At 52.9% G+C, this 18,277-nt stretch carries 18 protein-coding genes; 11 read left to right on the forward strand and 7 right to left on the reverse strand.

Features of this window, described 5'->3' with window-relative positions; genetic code table 11:
• Positions 1-63: 63 nt before the first annotated feature.
• Positions 64-471 (reverse strand): histone-like nucleoid-structuring protein H-NS, encoded by a 408-nt coding sequence (gene hns / locus LC417_RS02285; protein ID WP_223565402.1) that lies wholly within the window; start codon positions 469-471, stop codon positions 64-66.
• A gap of 409 nt (positions 472-880) precedes the next feature.
• Between hns and tdk the strand changes: the two genes are divergently transcribed.
• A complete protein-coding gene (gene tdk / locus LC417_RS02290; protein ID WP_223565403.1) occupies positions 881-1,501 on the forward strand; it encodes a thymidine kinase in 621 nt (206 codons plus the stop codon).
• A gap of 68 nt (positions 1,502-1,569) precedes the next feature.
• On the opposite strand, the gene adhE is transcribed toward tdk, so the two are convergent.
• Positions 1,570-4,257 (reverse strand): bifunctional acetaldehyde-CoA/alcohol dehydrogenase, encoded by a 2,688-nt coding sequence (gene adhE / locus LC417_RS02295; RefSeq protein ID WP_010244364.1) that lies wholly within the window; start codon positions 4,255-4,257, stop codon positions 1,570-1,572.
• 460 nt (positions 4,258-4,717) lie between these two features.
• On the opposite strand from adhE, the gene LC417_RS02300 reads away from it, so the two are divergent.
• From LC417_RS02300 to oppF, 7 genes are all read left to right on the forward strand, one after another.
• Positions 4,718-5,365, forward strand: coding sequence for a YchE family NAAT transporter (locus LC417_RS02300; RefSeq protein WP_010244367.1), 648 nt, complete (start codon positions 4,718-4,720; stop codon positions 5,363-5,365).
• Between the two features lie 582 nt (positions 5,366-5,947).
• Entirely contained in the window at positions 5,948-7,573 is a 1,626-nt protein-coding gene (locus LC417_RS02305) for an ABC transporter substrate-binding protein (protein ID WP_223565404.1), read from the forward strand.
• 156 nt (positions 7,574-7,729) lie between these two features.
• Positions 7,730-9,370 (forward strand): oligopeptide ABC transporter substrate-binding protein OppA, encoded by a 1,641-nt coding sequence (oppA, locus tag LC417_RS02310; RefSeq protein ID WP_010244375.1) that lies wholly within the window; start codon positions 7,730-7,732, stop codon positions 9,368-9,370.
• A 91-nt stretch (positions 9,371-9,461) separates the two neighbouring features.
• Positions 9,462-10,382 carry an oligopeptide ABC transporter permease OppB gene (gene oppB, locus LC417_RS02315; protein ID WP_010244379.1) on the forward strand — a complete coding sequence of 307 codons (921 nt, stop codon included), beginning with the start codon at positions 9,462-9,464 and terminating at the stop codon, positions 10,380-10,382.
• 14 nt (positions 10,383-10,396) lie between these two features.
• Positions 10,397-11,305: an oligopeptide ABC transporter permease OppC gene (oppC, locus tag LC417_RS02320; protein WP_010244382.1), complete on the forward strand. Its 909-nt coding sequence runs from the start codon at positions 10,397-10,399 to the stop codon at positions 11,303-11,305.
• Between the two features lie 11 nt (positions 11,306-11,316).
• A complete protein-coding gene (locus tag LC417_RS02325) occupies positions 11,317-12,330 on the forward strand; it encodes an ABC transporter ATP-binding protein (RefSeq protein ID WP_010244386.1) in 1,014 nt (337 codons plus the stop codon).
• Positions 12,327-13,328, forward strand: coding sequence for a murein tripeptide/oligopeptide ABC transporter ATP binding protein OppF (oppF, locus tag LC417_RS02330; protein ID WP_010244389.1), 1,002 nt, complete (start codon positions 12,327-12,329; stop codon positions 13,326-13,328). The genes LC417_RS02325 and oppF overlap by 4 nt, the downstream gene beginning before the upstream one ends.
• Positions 13,329-13,376: 48 nt before the next feature.
• On the opposite strand, the gene LC417_RS02335 is transcribed toward oppF, so the two are convergent.
• Positions 13,377-13,700, reverse strand: a complete 324-nt coding sequence (locus tag LC417_RS02335; RefSeq protein ID WP_003853921.1) for an HI1450 family dsDNA-mimic protein — start codon at positions 13,698-13,700, stop codon at positions 13,377-13,379.
• A 45-nt stretch (positions 13,701-13,745) separates the two neighbouring features.
• The gene (gene cls / locus LC417_RS02340) at positions 13,746-15,206 is read right to left on the reverse strand and encodes a cardiolipin synthase (protein ID WP_010244396.1); all 1,461 of its coding nucleotides are present in this window, start codon (positions 15,204-15,206) and stop codon (positions 13,746-13,748) included.
• Positions 15,207-15,376: 170 nt separating this feature from the next.
• Here cls and LC417_RS02345 point away from each other — a divergent pair, with 170 nt between their 5' ends.
• Entirely contained in the window at positions 15,377-15,550 is a 174-nt protein-coding gene (locus LC417_RS02345; protein WP_003853917.1) for a YciY family protein, read from the forward strand.
• A 54-nt stretch (positions 15,551-15,604) separates the two neighbouring features.
• Here the strand turns inward: LC417_RS02345 and LC417_RS02350 are convergent, their stop codons facing one another.
• Entirely contained in the window at positions 15,605-15,832 is a 228-nt protein-coding gene (locus LC417_RS02350) for a hypothetical protein (protein ID WP_223565405.1), read from the reverse strand.
• 448 nt (positions 15,833-16,280) lie between these two features.
• Between LC417_RS02350 and ycgZ the strand changes: the two genes are divergently transcribed.
• Entirely contained in the window at positions 16,281-16,523 is a 243-nt protein-coding gene (gene ycgZ, locus LC417_RS02355) for a regulatory protein YcgZ (RefSeq protein ID WP_010244401.1), read from the forward strand.
• Between the two features lie 226 nt (positions 16,524-16,749).
• Here the strand turns inward: ycgZ and LC417_RS02360 are convergent, their stop codons facing one another.
• Together LC417_RS02360 and LC417_RS02365 are read right to left on the reverse strand one after the other, a co-directional pair.
• A complete protein-coding gene (locus tag LC417_RS02360; protein ID WP_010670260.1) occupies positions 16,750-16,935 on the reverse strand; it encodes a hypothetical protein in 186 nt (61 codons plus the stop codon).
• A 77-nt stretch (positions 16,936-17,012) separates the two neighbouring features.
• Positions 17,013-17,309 carry a YciI family protein gene (locus LC417_RS02365; protein WP_010244407.1) on the reverse strand — a complete coding sequence of 99 codons (297 nt, stop codon included), beginning with the start codon at positions 17,307-17,309 and terminating at the stop codon, positions 17,013-17,015.
• 197 nt (positions 17,310-17,506) lie between these two features.
• On the opposite strand from LC417_RS02365, the gene tonB reads away from it, so the two are divergent.
• Positions 17,507-18,262: a TonB system transport protein TonB gene (tonB, locus tag LC417_RS02370; protein ID WP_223565406.1), complete on the forward strand. Its 756-nt coding sequence runs from the start codon at positions 17,507-17,509 to the stop codon at positions 18,260-18,262.
• Positions 18,263-18,277: the final 15 nt, after the last annotated feature.

The raw sequence follows: 18,277 nt of genomic DNA on the forward strand, positions 1-18,277 counted from the left end.
AAGCTCCGGCTTCCTTTTTTATTGCGCATCAGGCTGCCCAAAAGGCAGTCACCCTGCGGGTCTTTACAGTAAAAAATCGTCCAGCTTTTTACCCTGTTCTTCCAGCGCTTTTTTAATCACGGCCGGTGTGCGGCCCTGACCGGTCCAGGTTCTGGACTCGCCTTTTTCATCGGTGTAACCATATTTAGCCGGACGTACTGAGCGTTTACCTTTTGCCGCAGTCCGTGTGTCGGTCAGCGTGTTAATCAGTTCATTCGGGTCAATACCATCAGCCATTAGCATTTCACGATACTGATTAAGTTTACGCGTGCGTTCTTCATTTTCTGCCTGAAAATGAGACTCTTCTTCGCGGCGCTCTTTTACTACTACGTCCAGCTTTTCCAGCATCTCTTCCAGTATTTCAACGGAATACTCTCTGGCCTGGGCGCGCAGCGTACGGATATTATTAAGAACTTTTAGTGCTTCGCTCATTGTCCTGGTCTCTGAATAAGGGAAAAGTTGTGTTGCCCGCTAATAGTAGTGGCGACATAAAATAACTGCAATCATAAAAATATGTATATCACTAATTACCCAGGTGACTAAAAATAATTTTCACCAGAAAATTGCACAGTAGTGCAGAATAAAAATATTTTCCTTTAGTCCGATATCAAATAAATTTAATGTATTCAGGTCAGCAACAAAAATGTCATTGATTTTGTTGCGGGTAAAATAAGCAAAACTTATCCCGTTCGGCACTGTACATAACAGGCGCTGGAAACGGCATGCAGAGGAATAAACGGCCAGCCGTTACACTTTATTCACTCATCAACCGCAACGTATTGCCGCCGCTTTGTGGTAATATGCGCGCCATTCCATTCAGTCCTGATGAAGATACGCGCCGATGGCTCAACTCTATTTCTATTACTCTGCCATGAATGCAGGGAAATCAACCGCACTGCTACAATCCTCATATAACTATCATGAGCGCGGCATGCGTTCACTGGTTTACACCGCTGAAATCGATAATCGCTTTGGTGCCGGGCAGGTGAGTTCCCGTATCGGACTATCGTCACCGGCCTTGCTATACAACGTAGAGACATCACTCTACAGCGACATCGCTGCTGAACATGCCGTTCAGCCTGTCCATTGCGTGCTGGTTGATGAGAGTCAGTTCCTGACCCGTGAGCAGGTTAAAGCGCTGTCAGATGTCGTAGACGACCTTGATATCCCGGTGCTCTGTTATGGTCTGCGAACGGATTTTCGCGGTGAACTGTTTGTTGGCAGTCAGTATCTGCTGGCGTGGGCAGATAAGCTGGTTGAACTCAAAACTATTTGTCACTGTGGGCGCAAGGCCAGTATGGTTCTGCGACTGGATAGCGAGGGCAAACCTTTCAGTGAGGGTGAGCAGGTGGTGATTGGCGGTAACGAACGTTATATCTCAGTCTGCCGTAAGCATTATAAACAGGCGATAGAGCAGGGATCGTTGCAGGCGATCCATGGCGCTCAGACTCCGCTGAATTAACCCTATTATTCAGGCAATAAAAAACCCGCCGAAGCGGGTTTTTTTATCAGACAGTCAGAACGGCACTATCAGACTTTTTTGGCTTTCTTCTCAAGCTTAATACCTTTTACCGGCTGCTCAGCAATGGCTTCGGCTACGCTTGAGAACGGTTCGACAAATTCACGACCGTAGTAGGTATCAAGCATAATCTGTTTCAGTTCAGCAATCAGCGGATAACGTGGGTTAGCGCCGGTACACTGGTCATCAAACGCATCATCGGCCAGTTTATCGACTTTCGCCAGGAAGTCCGCTTCCTGCACACCCGCCTCACGGATAGAGGTTGGAATACCAAGTTCAGTTTTAATCTCATCAAGCCAGGCGAGCAGCTTCTCAATTTTCTGCGCGGTGCGGTCGCCTGGTGCGCTCAGACCCAGATGGTCAGCAATCTCGGCGTAGCGACGGCGCGCCTGAGGGCGATCGTACTGGCTGAAAGCGGTCTGTTTAGTCGGGTTGTCATTCGCGTTGTAGCGAATAACGTTAGAGATTAACAGGGCGTTGGCCAGGCCGTGTGGGATATGGAACTCTGAACCCAGCTTATGCGCCATTGAGTGACAAACCCCGAGGAAGGCGTTGGCAAACGCAATACCGGCGATAGTGGCGGCATTGTGTACGCGCTCACGCGCCACCGGATTTTTGGCGCCTTCGGCATAGCTGGCTGGCAGATTCTCTTTCAGCAGTTTCAGTGCCTGCAGTGCCTGTCCGTCAGAGTATTCATTCGCCAGCACTGAAACATAAGCTTCCAGCGCGTGGGTCACGGCATCCAGACCGCCGAAGGCGCAGAGTGAACGCGGCATATCCATCACCAGGTTGGCATCGACAATCGCCATATCAGGCGTCAGTGCGTAGTCAGCGAGCGGATATTTCTGACCCGTCGCATCATCGGTCACTACAGCAAACGGCGTGACTTCAGAACCGGTACCGGACGTAGTGGTGATGGCAATCATGCGCGCTTTGACACCCATTTTCGGGAACTTGTAGATACGTTTACGGATATCCATGAAACGTAACGCCAGCTCCTCGAAGTGAGTTTCCGGATGTTCGTACATCACCCACATGATTTTCGCGGCATCCATCGGTGAGCCACCGCCCAGCGCGATGATGACATCCGGTTTGAAGCTGTTCATCTGCTCAGCACCTTTACGCACGATGCTCAGCGTCGGGTCAGCTTCAACTTCGAAGAACACTTCCGTTTCAATGCCGTGTGATTTCAGCACGCGGGTAACCTGGTCGGCATAGCCGTTATTGAACAGGAAGCGGTCAGTGACGATAAAGGCACGTTTCGCGCCATCCGTTGCCACTTCTTCCAGCGCAATTGGCAGTGAACCCCGACGGAAGTAGATGGATTTTGGAAGTTTATGCCACAACATATTCTCAGCTCGCTTGGCGACAGTTTTGGTATTGATCAGATGTTTTGGACCGACGTTCTCTGAAATAGAGTTTCCGCCCCACGAACCACAACCCAACGTCAGAGACGGTGCCAGTTTAAAGTTGTAGAGGTCGCCGATACCACCCTGCGAGGCAGGGGTGTTGATCAGAATACGCGCGGTTTTCATTTTGTCGCCGAAGTAGTGAACGCGTTCGGTCTGGTTGTCCTGATCGGTATAGAGACAGGAGGTGTGGCCGATACCGCCCATGGCGACCAGTTTTTCTGCTTTCGCGACCGCATCCTGGAAATCTTTCGCCCGATACATCGCAAGGGTTGGTGAGAGTTTTTCATGGGCGAACGGCTCAGACTCATCCACCAGCTTCACTTCGCCAATCAGAATCTTAGTGCTCGGTGGCACGCTGATACCGGCCATCTCCGCAATTTTGAACGCTGGCTGGCCTACGATAGCCGCATTCAGGCCGCCGTTTTTCAGAATAATATTCTGCACCGCACTCAGTTCGGCACCCTGCAGCATATAACCGCCGTGGCTGGCGAAACGTTCACGCACCGCGTCATAGACTGAATCGACCACAATCACCGATTGTTCAGAGGCGCAGATAACCCCGTTATCAAAGGTTTTCGACATCAAAATCGACGCAACCGCACGTTTCAGATCGGCGGTTTCATCAATCACGACCGGCGTATTACCGGCACCGACACCAATCGCAGGTTTACCGGAGCTGTAAGCCGCTTTCACCATGCCCGGACCGCCAGTGGCGAGAATCAGGTTGATGTCAGGGTGATGCATCAGTTGATTTGACAGCTCAACGGAAGGTGCGTCGATCCAGCCGATAATATCTTTTGGCGCACCGGCAGCCACCGCCGCCTGCAATACGATGTCTGCAGCTTTGTTGGTCGCATCTTTGGCGCGTGGGTGAGGAGAGAAGATGATGCCGTTACGGGTTTTAAGGCTGATTAATGCTTTGAAGATGGCGGTTGAAGTGGGGTTGGTCGTCGGGACGATACCGCAAATCAGGCCAATAGGTTCGGCGATGGTAATGGTGCCGAAAGTATCATCCGTGGCTAACACACCACAGGTTTTTTCATCTTTATAAGCGTTGTAGATATATTCTGAAGCAAAATGGTTTTTGATCACTTTGTCTTCGACGATGCCCATACCGGATTCGGCAACGGCCATCTTGGCAAGCGGGATTCGGGCGTCTGCGGCGGCGAGGGCGGCGGCACGGAAGATGGCGTCGACCTGTTGTTGAGAAAAGTTGGCATATTCACGCTGGGCTTTTTTTACACGTTCAACCAGTGCATTAAGTTCGGCGACATTGGTTACGGCCATGGTGTTCTCCTGAAGGAAGTTAAACTTTTTTAGTAAACAATCCTGCGCCCTGAGTATAGTCACGTTGCCATAAGGCGTTGGACTGGGTCAGAACGCCCGGATTTTCAACTGTTTACTGAACTAGTCTTCTGTTGCAGTCAGTGAGATTTTCTTCGCTGCCGCTAATACTTCCGTTGCGAAAAGATTACCTGGTTTGGGGTAGGGCAATTTTGATGCAGATCAATTTAACCGCAAGCTGACACCTTTCAGCTCCCCTTTACGCCCTTTGTTTATCAAATTGGTTACCTCTTCACGTCATCTGCCTGGTAGCGGCTAAATCCAGTCACTTTTTAATCTCTGGGGTAACGCGCTGGATGCGCCGTCATTCAACAGTATAAATAGCTGAGTCAGCATCTGGCGTCCGTGCCTGTTTTCACATACATTAGGCGCGTTTTCCCCCCCTGTGGTACGGAGTAAAGTCGTGAACCCTGCGCTGTTAGATTTATCAGGCTATATAAAATTTTTTGTCGGGCTCTTTGCGCTGGTCAATCCGGTGGGAATTATTCCGGTCTTCATCAGCATGACCCGTTATCAGGGGGTGGCTGAGCGTAACAAAACCAACCTCACCGCCAATCTGGCGGTTGCTATTATCCTCTGGACGTCACTGTTCCTTGGGGATGCGATTCTGCATGTGTTTGGCATCTCGATTGACTCCTTCCGCATCGCGGGTGGGATCCTGGTCGTCACCATTGCGATGTCGATGATCAGCGGCAAGCTGGGCGAAGATAAGCAGAATAAGCAGGAGAAGTCAGAAACGGCGATTCGTGAAAGTGTGGGGGTTGTGCCGCTGGCGTTGCCTCTGATGGCGGGGCCGGGTGCTATCAGCTCGACCATTGTCTGGAGCACCCGCTACCACAGCTGGATAAATCTGCTGGGGTTCACCCTGGCGATTGCCATTTTTGCATTCTGCTGCTGGTTACTCTTTCGGGCCGCGCCGTTAATGGTGCGTATTCTTGGCCAGACCGGTATCAACGTGATTACGCGTATTATGGGTCTGTTACTGATGGCACTGGGCATCGAATTTGTTGTCACCGGCATGAAGTCCATTTTTCCCGGCTTACTCAATTAAACACTCACTTATTTCAGAGAGTGAAGTGAAATAATGATCCGTAATGGTGCAGGAGGGGCATTTTATGCACCATTACGATGCAATTATTCGTTGTGCTTAACAGAATCAGGCAATTATAAATTTCATTACTGCGCGCTGGCTCACAGACTTTTTTCTGCGAAATAATGTCACTATTTTCACACGATATTCTGCTCTCTATTTTCGTGTAAGCCTCACAAACTGCCAGAATAATCACGCTATCTTAAATTTCATCACGCTGAAGCCAGATTCCCCAATATAAGTGCCAAAAAAGAGGCTGTTTGTCGCTGCTTTCCGCTCCTGAGAGGGGTTTCCAGCTAAATAGTCTATTTTTCATATCGATATGATATTTTCAGGACGAAAATTAACACTTTCGCTGCCTGACTTCTCATGATAAAAGAGAATTAGTTAACATTTTAGCTATTTTGCTTTGGCGCGCCTTCACGGCTTCTGATAATTTTTGGCCCAACGTAAAATTTTTTCTCCGAAAGCCCAAAGTGAGAACGCTTTTTGCTTAAGCCTGTCGGGATACTTAATTTAAGGTTGGCGTTTCGCATGATTGGGATGAAGAATTTGCAGCAGCAGCGGTCAAAACTCGCAGTCGTTTTGTTAATGGCATTTTCTCCGGCCTATGCCGCCACGGTGCCGCCGGGCACAACACTGGCCGCGCAGCAACAGATTGTGATCAATAACGGCAGTGAAGTCTCCTCGCTGGATCCGCATAAAACCGAAGGCGTGCCGGAATCCAATATTATTCACAACCTGCTGGACGGCCTGGTCAATACCGATAACAGCGGGCAGGTCGTTCCTGGCGTCGCTAAAAGCTGGGAAAACCCGCAACCCACCGTCTGGATTTTTAATCTGCGGGAGGATGCGAAGTGGAGCAACGGTGAGCCGGTTACCGCCGCTGATTTCGTCTACAGCTGGCGCCGTCTGGTGGACCCGACAACCGCGTCGCCTTACTCCAGCTATCTGCAGGCAGCCCATTTTGCCAATATTGATGACATCCTTGCCGGCAAAGCGTCACCCGATCAGCTGGGCGTGAAGGCGCTGGATGCCCATCGGCTGCAAATTACCCTGAGTGAGCCGGTGCCTTACCTGGTGGCGATGTTAGCGCATACGGCGATGAAGCCGGTTTATGCGCCAGCCATTAAGCAGTGGGGCGAAGCCTGGACCCGCCCGGGTCACTACATCGGCAACGGCGCCTACACGCTGAGCGACTGGGTAGTGAATGAAAAAATTGTCGTGAAGCGCAATCCTCGCTACTGGGATAATGCGCACACCGTGATTGAACAGGGGACATTCCTGCCGATCGCCTCTGAAAACAGCGATATTAATCGCTACCGCAGCGGCGGCACGGATATTACCAACAGTGCGGTGCCACCAGAGATGTTTGGCAAGCTGCGCAAAGAGCTGGGCGATGAAGTGAAGGTCAGCCCGCTGCTCTGCACCTTTTACTACGAGATTAATAACAAAAAGCCGCCGTTTACCGATGCGCGGGTGCGTGCCGCGCTGAAGATGACCCTCGATCGCGAGGTTATTGCCAATAAGATCATGGCCCAGGGGCAGATTCCGGCTTACAGCCTGACGCCGCCTTTCACCGCCGGTATCAAACTCACGCCACCTGCCTGGTTCACCTGGACGCAGGCGCAGCGTAATGAAGCCGCGAAGAAGCTGCTGGCAGAGGCCGGCTTTGATGCTGCCCATCCGCTGACCTTTACGCTGCTCTACAACACTTCCGATCAGAACAAACGGCAGGCGATTGCGGCCGCGTCGATGTGGCAGAAAAACCTGGGTGCTAAGGTGACGCTGCAGAATCAGGAGTGGAAAACCATGCTGGAGACCCGTCATCAGGCGCAGTATGACGTGGTGCGCGCCACCTGGTGTGCTGACTACAATGAACCCTCAACCTTCCTGAACATGCTGATCAGCAACGCCTCGATCAACACCGCGTTTTACAGCAGCGCGACCTTTGATCGTCTGATGGCGGAGACGCTGACGGCGGGCAGCGAGGCGCAGCGCGCCGGCCTGTATCAGCAGGCTGAAACACAACTCGACAAAGACTCACCAATTGTGCCAGTTTACTACCGCGTAAGTGTGCGCCTGGTGAAGCCCTGGGTTGGCGGCTTCACGGGCAAAGACCCGCAGGACATGACAGACCTGAAGTACTATTTCATCAAAAAACACTGATCTGATCGCCCGTTCGGCGAGACAGTCGGAAAACGCATCAGCAAACAGACCTTTTTTTGGGGTCAATCTCCCTGGTAACAGGCCAGGGAGCCCGCAGACGGGGGACGCCGGGGCAGAGCATCGCCACGGTGACGATAATAAAACTGGAGTGTAATAATGAACAACATCACGAAAAAAAGCCTGATTGCAGCGGGCGTTTTCGCCGCAGTGAGTGCGCTGGCAGGGAATGCGGCTTTCGCAGCAACAGTGCCTGCGGGCGTTGAGCTGGCCGCAAAACAGGAGCTGGTTCGCGGCAATGGCGATGAAGTGCAGTCGCTCGATCCGCACAAAATTGAAGGTGTGCCGGAAGACAACGTAGCGCGTGATCTTTACGAAGGTCTGCTGGTCAATGACAGCAACGGTAAACCGATCCCGGCCGTAGCGGAAAGCTATGAAAATAAAGATTTCAAAGTGTGGACTTTCCACTTACGTAAAAATGCCAAATGGTCCAATGGCGAGCCGGTCACCGCGCAGGACTTCGTCTACAGCTGGGAGCGTCTGGTCGATCCTAAAACCGCCTCACCGTATGCCAGCTATCCGCAGTATGGTCATATCCTGAACGTCGATGACATCATCGCCGGTAAAAAACCAGTTACCGATCTGGGCGTAAAAGCTATTGATGACCACACGCTGGAAGTCACCCTGAGCGAGCCGGTTCCCTATTTTGATAAGCTGCTGATTAACTCCGTCATGTCACCGGTTTACAAACCGGCGATTGAGAAATTTGGCGATCAGTGGACGCAGCCGCAGAACTGGGTCGGCAACGGTGCCTTTAAGCTTGAAGCGCACGTGATTAACGAACGTATCACCCTGGTGCGTAACCCGAACTACTGGGACAATGAGCATACGGTGCTGAACAAAGTCACCTTCCTGCCGATCAGTTCAGAAGTCAGTGACGTTAACCGCTACTTCTCCGAGAACGGCAGCGACATGACCTATAACAACCTGCCAATTGAGCTGTTTAAAAAGCTGCAGCGTGACAACGGTAAAGAGCTGCACGTCGATCCATATCTCTGCACCTATTACTACGAAATCAACAACCAGAAAGCGCCATTCACCGATCCGCGCGTGCGCGCTGCCCTGAAGCTGGGTCTGGATCGTGACATCATGGTGAATAAAGTGCTGGCGCAGGGCCAGAAACCTGCCTATAGCTACACGCCACCAGCGACCGACGGCATGGACATTCTGCCGCCAGACTGGTTCAAATGGTCACAGGACAAGCGTAATGCCGAGGCGAAAAAGCTGCTGGCCGAAGCGGGCTACACCGCCGACAAACCGCTGACCTTTAACCTGCTCTATAACACCTCCGATCTGCACAAAAAGCTGGCGATTGCTGCCTCCTCGATCTGGAAGAAAAATATCGGCGTGAACATCAAGCTGGAAAACCAGGAGTGGAAAACCTTCCTGGATACCCGTCATCAGGGTAACTACGATGTTTCCCGTGCGGCATGGTGTGCGGACTACAATGAACCGACTTCCTTCCTGAACACCATGCTGTCCAACAGCAGCAGTAACACCTCGCACTATAAGAGCGATGCGTTTGACAAAGTGATTCGCGACGCGATTAAGGCCCCGGATGCTAAAGCCCGTGCAGCTGACTATCAGCAGGCCGAGCAGATCATGGATAAAGACAGCACCATCGTCCCGGTTTACTACTACGTGAATACCCGTCTGGTGAAACCTTATGTCGGCGGTTATACCGGTAAAGATCCACTGGATAAAACCCTGGATAAAAACTTCTACATCATCAAACACTAATAGCATTCAGGCTATCAGCAGTGGCGGCGCCTCTGGCGCCGCCTTTTACTTTTTTCATATGTTGTGAAGCAACAGCCTGGTAGGTACGGCAATGTTAAAATTCATCCTGCGTCGCTTGCTTGAAGCGCTACCGACGCTGTTCGTCCTGATTACCATCTCCTTCTTTATGATGCGACTGGCGCCCGGCAGCCCGTTTACCGGCGAGCGCACCCTGGCACCGGAAGTGATGGCCAACATTGAGGCGAAATATCACCTCAACGATCCTATCGGTAAGCAGTATGTCGATTACCTGGTGCAGCTGGCGCACGGCGACTTCGGCCCATCCTTTAAATACAAAGATTATTCGGTCAACTACCTGGTCGCGCATGCGTTCCCGGTCTCGGCCAAACTTGGCCTGGCCGCGTTTCTGCTGGCGGTGGTACTTGGCGTCACGGCCGGAGTTATCGCTGCGCTCAAACAGAACAGCTTGTGGGATTTTGCGGTGATGGGGGTGGCAATGACCGGCGTGGTGATACCCAGTTTCGTGGTCGCGCCGTTGCTGGTTCTGCTGTTCGCCATCACCCTGAAGTGGCTGCCGGGCGGCGGCTGGAATGGTGGGCAGTGGAACTACATGCTGCTGCCGATGGTGGCGCTGTCGCTGGCTTACATCGCCAGTATCGCGCGTATCACCCGTGGATCGATGATTGAAGTGATGCACTCCAACTTTATCCGCACCGCGCGCGCCAAAGGCTTACCGCTGCGCCGCATTGTAATGCGTCATGCGCTGAAGCCCGCGTTGCTGCCGGTGATCTCCTATATGGGACCGGCATTTGTCGGCATCATCACCGGGTCGATGGTGATTGAGTCGATCTACGGTCTGCCGGGCATCGGTCAGCTGTTTGTGAACGGCGCGCTGAACCGTGACTACTCACTGGTGATGAGCCTGACCATTCTGGTTGGTTTGCTGACCATCGTATTCAACGCGATTGTTGACGTGCTCTATGCCGTTATCGATCCCAAAATTCGTTACTGATTGCGGAGTTCGCCATGATGTTAAGTAAGAAAAACAGCGAAGCTCTTGATGCGTTCAGTGAGAAGCTGGAAGTAGAAGGGCGTAGTCTCTGGCAGGACGCGCGTCGTCGTTTTATTCATAACCGCGCTGCCTCCATCAGCCTGCTGGTGCTGTTCCTGATCACCCTGTTCGTGATCTTTGCGCCGATGCTGGCGCAGTTCACCTACGACGATACTGACTGGGCCATGATGTCCTCGCCGCCCGATACCACCTCTGGTCACTGGTTCGGCACCGATTCTTCGGGTCGTGACCTGCTGGTGCGTGTGGCTATCGGTGGCCGGATCTCGCTGATGGTGGGCGTGGCTTCTGCGCTGATCGCGGTGATTGTCGGGACGCTCTATGGCTCGATTGCTGGCTATCTCGGCGGTAAAACAGACTCGGTGATGATGCGTATTCTGGAAATCCTTAACTCCTTTCCGTTTATGTTCTTCGTGATCCTGCTGGTGACCTTTTTTGGTCGCAATATCCTGCTGATTTTTGCTGCTATCGGTATGGTTTCGTGGCTCGATATGGCGCGTATTGTGCGTGGCCAGACGCTGAGCCTGAAGCGCAAAGAGTTTATCGAAGCGGCCCATGTGGGTGGGGTATCGACCTGGAAAATCGTGGTGCGCCATATCGTGCCGAACGTGCTGGGCGTGGTGGTAGTTTACGCCTCGCTGCTGGTGCCGAGCATGATCCTGTTTGAATCCTTCCTGAGCTTCCTGGGCCTGGGTACGCAGGAGCCGCTGAGTAGCTGGGGCGCACTCCTCAGCGACGGGGCAAACTCGATGGAAGTGTCGCCGTGGCTGCTGCTCTATCCGGCAGGTTTCCTGGTAGTCACGCTGTTCTGTTTCAACTTTATCGGCGATGGCCTGCGTGATGCCCTCGACCCGAAAGATCGTTAAGGAGTTTCCCGATGACTATTCATGAATTCCAGCCAGCAATGGCGGCCCGCGCGGGAAGCGAACAGCTACTTACGGTCAAAGATTTACGCGTTACCTTCGGCACGCACGATGGTGATGTTACCGCCGTTAACGACCTGAACTTCTCGCTGCGCGCCGGTGAGACGCTGGGCATTGTCGGTGAGTCCGGTTCCGGCAAGTCACAAACCGCCTTTGCCCTGATGGGGCTGCTGGCGAAAAATGGCCGCATTGGCGGTTCGGCGATGTTCAATGGCAAAGAGATCCTGAATCTGCCCGAGAACAAGCTCAATAAACTGCGCGCCGAACAAATTGCGATGATTTTCCAGGACCCGATGACCTCGCTGAACCCCTATATGCGGGTGGGCGAGCAGCTGATGGAAGTGCTTAAGCTGCATAAAGGGATGAACAACGCGCAGGCGTTTGAAGAGTCGGTGAGAATGCTGGATGCGGTGAAAATGCCGGAAGCGCGCAAGCGGATGAAGATGTACCCGCATGAGTTCTCCGGCGGCATGCGTCAGCGCGTCATGATCGCCATGGCGCTGCTGTGCCGTCCCAAACTGCTGATTGCCGACGAGCCGACCACTGCGCTGGATGTTACCGTCCAGGCGCAGATTATGACGCTGCTCAACGACCTCAAGCGCGAGTTCAACACCGCCATTATCATGATCACCCACGATCTGGGTGTGGTGGCAGGGATCTGCGACAAAGTGCTGGTGATGTATGCCGGACGCACCATGGAGTATGGCCGTGCCCGCGATGTCTTTTATCAGCCGTCACATCCTTACTCGATTGGTCTGCTTAATGCGGTGCCGCGTCTGGATGCGGAAGGGGAAAGCCTGACGACGATTCCGGGTAATCCACCCAACCTGCTGCGTCTGCCGCAGGGCTGCCCGTTCCAGCCGCGTTGCCCGCACGCTATGGATATCTGCACCCAGGCACCACCGCTGGAACCCTTTGGCGAAGGCCGTCTGCGCGCCTGCTTTAAGCCGGTGGAGGAGTTAGTATGAGCACCGTAGCTGAAAAAAGAGTGTTACTGGAAATCGCCGACCTCAAGGTGCATTTCGACATCAAAGATGGCAGGCAGTGGTTCTGGCAGCCATCAAAAACCCTGAAAGCAGTCGATGGTGTCAGCCTGCGTCTGTATGAGGGGGAAACCCTGGGCGTGGTAGGCGAGTCTGGCTGTGGTAAATCGACCCTGGCGCGCGCCATTATCGGGCTGGTGAAGGCGACCGAAGGTCGGGTCGCCTGGTTAGGCCGTGATCTGCTGGGGCAAAGTGAAGAGGAGTGGCGCAAGGCGCGAAGCGATATCCAGATGATATTCCAGGATCCGCTGGCGTCGCTGAACCCGCGTATGACCATCGGCGATATTATCGCAGAGCCACTGCGTACCTATCATCCAAAAATGGCGCGTCAGGAAGTGAAAGACCGCGTTAAAAATATGATGATGAAAGTGGGGCTGCTGCCTAACCTGATTAACCGCTATCCGCACGAGTTCTCGGGCGGTCAGTGTCAGCGTATCGGTATCGCCCGCGCGCTGATTCTGGAGCCAAAGCTGATTATCTGTGATGAGCCGGTCTCCGCACTGGACGTCTCGATTCAGGCCCAGGTGGTTAACCTGCTGCAGCAGCTGCAGCGCGAAATGGGCTTATCGCTGATCTTCATTGCGCACGATCTGGCGGTGGTGAAACATATCTCTGACCGGGTGCTGGTAATGTATCTGGGGCATGCGGTGGAGTTGGGCACCTACAAAGAGGTCTACAGCAATCCTCAGCATCCTTATACCCGTGCGCTGATGTCCGCGGTGCCGATCCCCGATCCGGACAAGGAGAAGAACAAGCAGATTCAGCTGCTGGAAGGGGAGCTGCCGTCGCCGATCAATCCGCCATCAGGCTGCGTGTTCCGCACCCGTTGTCCGATTGCCGGTCCGGAGTGTGCGAAAACCCGGCCGCTGCTGGAAGGCAGCTTCAATCACGCGGTCTCCTGTCTGAAAGTCGACCCGCTATAATGCAAAACGCCGGGCAATCGCCCGGCGTTTTCTTATCAAATCTGACGCTTACTCACGCCACAGGATATGACAAAGCTTGTGGTCTTTCTCGCGGCACAGCAGCACGCGAGCAAAGACGTCGGTGATCGGCTCACCGTCCGCTTCACCCAGCCCAATCACCACCTCGGCGAAGAAGTCCGGGTTCAGATCGAAATCGACATGATCTTTCCAGTCTTCAGAGGGATCGAACAGCTCTGCGCCACCGCGCTCTTCGAACTGCAGATTGAAGAGAATGACGTCTGCCGGATCAAGATTGTCGACTGCCAGTTCGAGAAAAATATCGTAGGCTTGTTCCAGCGTTTCATCTTCGGTAAGGCGATTATTTAAATCCATAGTCTGTCCTGTCGGCCTGCGGCCATTTACACAATCTGGCTCGTTTTACAGTAAAGGACTGAAGAAGTAAAACAGTCGTTCGACGATGCGTTGCCACCAGGCACGTTTTGCCCAGCGCTTGCCATCCAGCAGGCGGGAACGGGCGATATAGTCATCCTGCACACAGGCGAGATCGCTGCCAAAACCCGCATCATCAACCACCAGCGTCACTTCAAAATTCAGCCATAAACTGCGCATATCGAGATTCACGGTTCCCACCAGGCTCAGTTGTCCGTCGACCAGCACGCTTTTGGTGTGCAGCAGGCCATCTTCAAACTGATAAATTTTCACGCCCGCTTCCAGCAACTCACTGAAGAAGGAGCGGCTGGCCCAGCCAACCAGCAGCGAGTCATTGTGACGAGGCACAATCACGCTGACATTGACGCCACGCTGCGCCGCCGTACAGATAGCATGCAGCAGATCGTCGCTCGGCACTAAGTAGGGCGTGGTCATGATCAACTGTTCACGTGCCGAATAGACCGCAGTCAGCAGCGCCTGATGGATCATATCTTCCGGGAAGCCGGGACCGGAGGCGATCACCTGCACGGTGTGGCCGCTCTCCTGTTCAAACGGCATAATGTTGCGATCGGGCGGCGGCGGTAAAATGCGTTTGCCGGTCTCTATCTCCCAGTCGCAGCTGAAAACAATCCCCATCGCGGTGGCAACCGGGCCTTCCATTCGCGCCATCAGGTCAATCCACTGACCGACACCCGCGCTCTGTTTGAAGAAGCGCGGATCGACCAGGTTCATGCTGCCGGTATAAGCGATGTAGTTATCAATGAGTACGATTTTGCGGTGCTGACGCAGATCCATCCGTCGCAGGAAGACGCGCAGCAGGCTGACCTGCAACGCTTCCACCACATCGATTCCGGCATTGCGCATCATGCCGACCCAGGGGCTGCGGAAAAAGGTAACACTGCCCGCAGAGTCGAGCAGCAGACGGCAATGAACGCCACGGCGTGATGCCGCCATCAGCGATTCCGCCACTTCATCCGCCAGACCGCCGGGATGCCATATATAGAACACCATCTCAATGTTGTGGCGGGCCAGCTGGATATCACGAATCAACGCCTGCATCACGTCGTCGGCGCTGGTGAGCAGCTGCAGCTGGTTGCCCTTGACCCCGGCGATGCCCTGACGATGGTAGCAAAGCTCAAACAGCGAACGCGCAACGTCGCTGTGTTCGGTGGCAAAAATTTCACGGCACTGCTTAAGGTCAGTAAGCCAGCGGGCAGTGGATGGCCACATGGTGCGGGCGCGCTCCGCACGACGTTTACCCAGATGGAGTTCGCCAAAAGAGAGATAAGCGATAATCCCTACCAGCGGCAGAATATAGATAACCAGTAGCCAGGCCATCGCGGATGTCACTGCCCGTCGCTTCATCAACACGCGCAGCGTAACCCCGGCGATCAGCAGCCAGTAACCAAACACCAGCAACCAGCTGATCAGGGTATAAAAAGTGGTCATAAAGTGGACATCCCGTTCGCGCTTTCGTCCGGCAAGTTTACGTGCAGATGACGGCTAACGGAACCCTTTATCCCGGACATCCTCGATGAAGGATCCGATTTGGTATTACCGCAGAGATCTCTATAATGCCCTCGCGTATATCTCGTGTGTATGACGTCAGAGAGGAAGTGATGAAACGAAGCAGAAATGAAGTGGCGCGCTGGAGAATGTTACGGCAGGTGCATCGCCGCCGCTCACGCTGGCTGGAAGGGCAGTCGCGGCGGTATAAGCGTATCCACTGCATTCGCCATCAGCTGGCACAACAGCAGCGTCGTTCGATTCTGTTTATTACGCAGATAATATAGCGAAAGCCCGGTGAATTCAGCCTGTCGGACAAAGCAGGCTATTCAGACTTCAAATCAGGCTTCAAAAAAAACCGATTCTGCCATCGCCCGTCGCGCTATCAGGTGCTCCTGATGCGACGCGCCACGATCGCTGACTTCGCGCATCAGACATTCCATTGAGCTGCCCAGCTCAGTCGGCCTGTGGTAACCCACACGATCGTACCATTCGTAAGACCACTTACGCGATTTACGCTGATAATAAACAGTGAGCCACACTGAGCAATTAGCAGGGTAACCACTCATTACTTCTATTTTGGGGTCAACAATAGAAAGGAGCCGGGATAACAGCGGGTCGAGCAATGTAAGGGACTGGCCAGAATAAGTTTTATGCATAATGTGCCCGCGACTGTGCTGTGCATCCATTCAGAGGTTCAACTCACAAGGGGTAAATGTAGACAGCTCTGCGAGATAATTCCTCTTTAATACTAAAAAAAGGACGGAAAGATCATTTTTTAATAGTAAAACAGGTCATGCAGGCGCGGACTAAAGAGGGAATATTAACAGGATAAAAACAGCAGGCTAAAAAGTTGTACAACTTTACAGTGTTGTAATGTGCTGTTATTTATGGGTTTGTTCTCATTAAAACAAGACGATCTGATTTTTTAAGCTAAATATCTGTACAGATAGCTCGTTGTTGTATAACTTTATCGCATCGGTTATTAATCTTAAATGAATCCTATGAGGGTCAACCATGCAGACTAACGTTCGTATTCCCGCTTCAGTCTCTGACATCTCCGCCTATTTACATAGCGCCGCGCAGCCATCACAACAGGCCATTCTTGGCTCCGTCGTGACGGAAATTATCAGTTCGGGTCGTAGTCTGAATCGTAAAGCGATCTGCTCAAAACTGATCGGCCGCTTACAGCATGTCACCAGCCCGGAAGAAGAACAGCACTATCATGCGCTGATTGGCCTGATTCTGGATCGCGGTTAACTCATCGCTGAAAATAGCCAGTGGCGGGATATTAAAGAGAGCGTGTATTACTGAAAGACCAGGCCGGTGTACTGCCGGTTTATTATCAATGTCGTTCAGAACAACGCTTTAATTTATTAAGATCAATTGGTCGCTGCGTTTATTCGCGAGGCAGAATATTCAGACCGGCCGGTTGCTGCGACAGAGAGTGATGTGCTGCTCTGTCGCAATGAAACCTCAGGTCTGATTAACCAGCGAGACGTTGTGTCGTCATCATCAGCGTTACGTTCACCAGCTGCAGTGCCGCCGCCAGCACGATCAGCATGACAATCCACTGCTTTTTATTACGCCAGCCCTGAGTTCGCCAGAGATAAACCGCGCTTCCGATCAGTAAAGCGATAATGGCCAATAGCCCCAGAATGATTATCTGCATCTTTCCTCTCTTGAACGATCAAAATAAAAATGGCTTCTGTGCCAGGCACAGAAGCCATTTTCAATGCTGAGTCACGATCAGAAGACGCGTTTAAACGGCTTAACCGAAACCTGCTTATAGACGCCCGCGGCGAAGTAGGGATCATCCTGTGCCCAGGATTGTGCTTCTTCTAATGACGGGAATTCAGCAATCACGGTTGAGCCGGTAAAGCCCGCTACACCAGGATCGTTGCTGTCGACAGCAGGCATCGGGCCTGCAATGATCAGGCGTCCCTCTTCCTGCAGCAGTTTGAGCCGTGCCAGATGGGCAGGGCGCACGGCGTTACGTTTTTCCAGTGAATCTGCAGTATCTTCTGCATAAATGACGTAAAGCACTAAGGAACTCCCATTAACCAGAATTTCGCAACACGTTAAGGGATTGCCCCTCAGAGTGCAAACGAAACCTCAGAGTGGTGAAAGGCTCAGCATAAAGGGCTAAAAAGCGCTTTTCTTCAGGCGGGATGGCGGGAGTTATTGAAACTGATTGCTATTTGCATTTAAAATCGCTGCTTCATTCAATCACTGCGACTGTTATGACCACGCTGACTATGCCATTACCTAAACGCACGCCTGTCTCCATGTTGTTGTCTGTTGCTTTGCATGGGGCCGTGATAGCCGGAATTCTGTATGCTTCATTCCAGCAGGTGATTGAGGTGCCCAAAGCGTCGCAGCCCATCAGCGTTACCATGGTCGCCCCTGAAGTCCAGCCTGAGCCTGCACCGGCCATCGTGGAGCCGCCTGCACCACAGCCAGAACCTCAGCCAGAACCTGAACCGGTGCCGGAACCTCAGCCCGTGCCCGAACCGCCGAAAGCGGAGCCGGTGCCGATTCCCAAACCTGAGCCTAAGCCAAAGCCCAAACCGAAACCAGAGCACAAGCGGGAGCAGCCTAAACGCGAGGTGAAGCCGCGTCAGGAGAGCAAACCGCAGGCCGATCCGTTTAAGCAGGAAGCCCCGGCGACGCAGAACAAACCGACCACGGCGCCAAAATCTACGCTGTCACCCACCTCATCGGCCTCAACCGGCCCAAAAGCACTGAACGTCAGTAAACCTGGCTATCCACAACGCGCATTTGCACTGCGTGTAGAGGGGCGGGTACGGGTGAAGTTTGATGTGGACAGTGAGGGACGGGTGGATAACATCCAGATCCTCTCTGCTGAGCCGCGCAATATGTTTGAGCGTGAAGTTAAGCAGGCGATGAAAAAGTGGCGCTATCAGAGCGGACGGCCAGGGCAGGGTCTGACCATGAATATCGTGTTTAAGATTAATGGTGGGGCCAGCATAGAATAAAGCGTCAGGTCAGGC

This window comes from Pantoea sp. OVA07A, from assembly GCF_019969975.1.
GTDB lineage: Bacteria > Pseudomonadota > Gammaproteobacteria > Enterobacterales > Enterobacteriaceae > Pantoea > Pantoea agglomerans.

What these genes read in the sequence shown, in the direction of transcription:
- LC417_RS02345 (WP_003853917.1), top strand. Translation starts at nt 15,377, where the DNA reads ATGAAACGAAGCAGAAATGAAGTGGCGCGCTGGAGAATGTTACGGCAG.
- LC417_RS02305 (WP_223565404.1), top strand. Translation starts at nt 5,948, where the DNA reads ATGAAGAATTTGCAGCAGCAGCGGTCAAAACTCGCAGTCGTTTTGTTA.
- hns (WP_223565402.1), bottom strand. Translation starts at nt 471, where the DNA reads ATGAGCGAAGCACTAAAAGTTCTTAATAATATCCGTACGCTGCGCGCC.
- adhE (WP_010244364.1), bottom strand. Translation starts at nt 4,257, where the DNA reads ATGGCCGTAACCAATGTCGCCGAACTTAATGCACTGGTTGAACGTGTA.
- oppA (WP_010244375.1), top strand. Translation starts at nt 7,730, where the DNA reads ATGAACAACATCACGAAAAAAAGCCTGATTGCAGCGGGCGTTTTCGCC.
- oppB (WP_010244379.1), top strand. Translation starts at nt 9,462, where the DNA reads ATGTTAAAATTCATCCTGCGTCGCTTGCTTGAAGCGCTACCGACGCTG.
- LC417_RS02350 (WP_223565405.1), bottom strand. Translation starts at nt 15,832, where the DNA reads ATGAGTGGTTACCCTGCTAATTGCTCAGTGTGGCTCACTGTTTATTAT.
- LC417_RS02335 (WP_003853921.1), bottom strand. Translation starts at nt 13,700, where the DNA reads ATGGATTTAAATAATCGCCTTACCGAAGATGAAACGCTGGAACAAGCC.
- LC417_RS02360 (WP_010670260.1), bottom strand. Translation starts at nt 16,935, where the DNA reads ATGCAGATAATCATTCTGGGGCTATTGGCCATTATCGCTTTACTGATC.
- cls (WP_010244396.1), bottom strand. Translation starts at nt 15,206, where the DNA reads ATGACCACTTTTTATACCCTGATCAGCTGGTTGCTGGTGTTTGGTTAC.
- LC417_RS02325 (WP_010244386.1), top strand. Translation starts at nt 11,317, where the DNA reads ATGACTATTCATGAATTCCAGCCAGCAATGGCGGCCCGCGCGGGAAGC.
- tonB (WP_223565406.1), top strand. Translation starts at nt 17,507, where the DNA reads ATGACCACGCTGACTATGCCATTACCTAAACGCACGCCTGTCTCCATG.
- oppC (WP_010244382.1), top strand. Translation starts at nt 10,397, where the DNA reads ATGATGTTAAGTAAGAAAAACAGCGAAGCTCTTGATGCGTTCAGTGAG.
- oppF (WP_010244389.1), top strand. Translation starts at nt 12,327, where the DNA reads ATGAGCACCGTAGCTGAAAAAAGAGTGTTACTGGAAATCGCCGACCTC.
- ycgZ (WP_010244401.1), top strand. Translation starts at nt 16,281, where the DNA reads ATGCAGACTAACGTTCGTATTCCCGCTTCAGTCTCTGACATCTCCGCC.
- tdk (WP_223565403.1), top strand. Translation starts at nt 881, where the DNA reads ATGGCTCAACTCTATTTCTATTACTCTGCCATGAATGCAGGGAAATCA.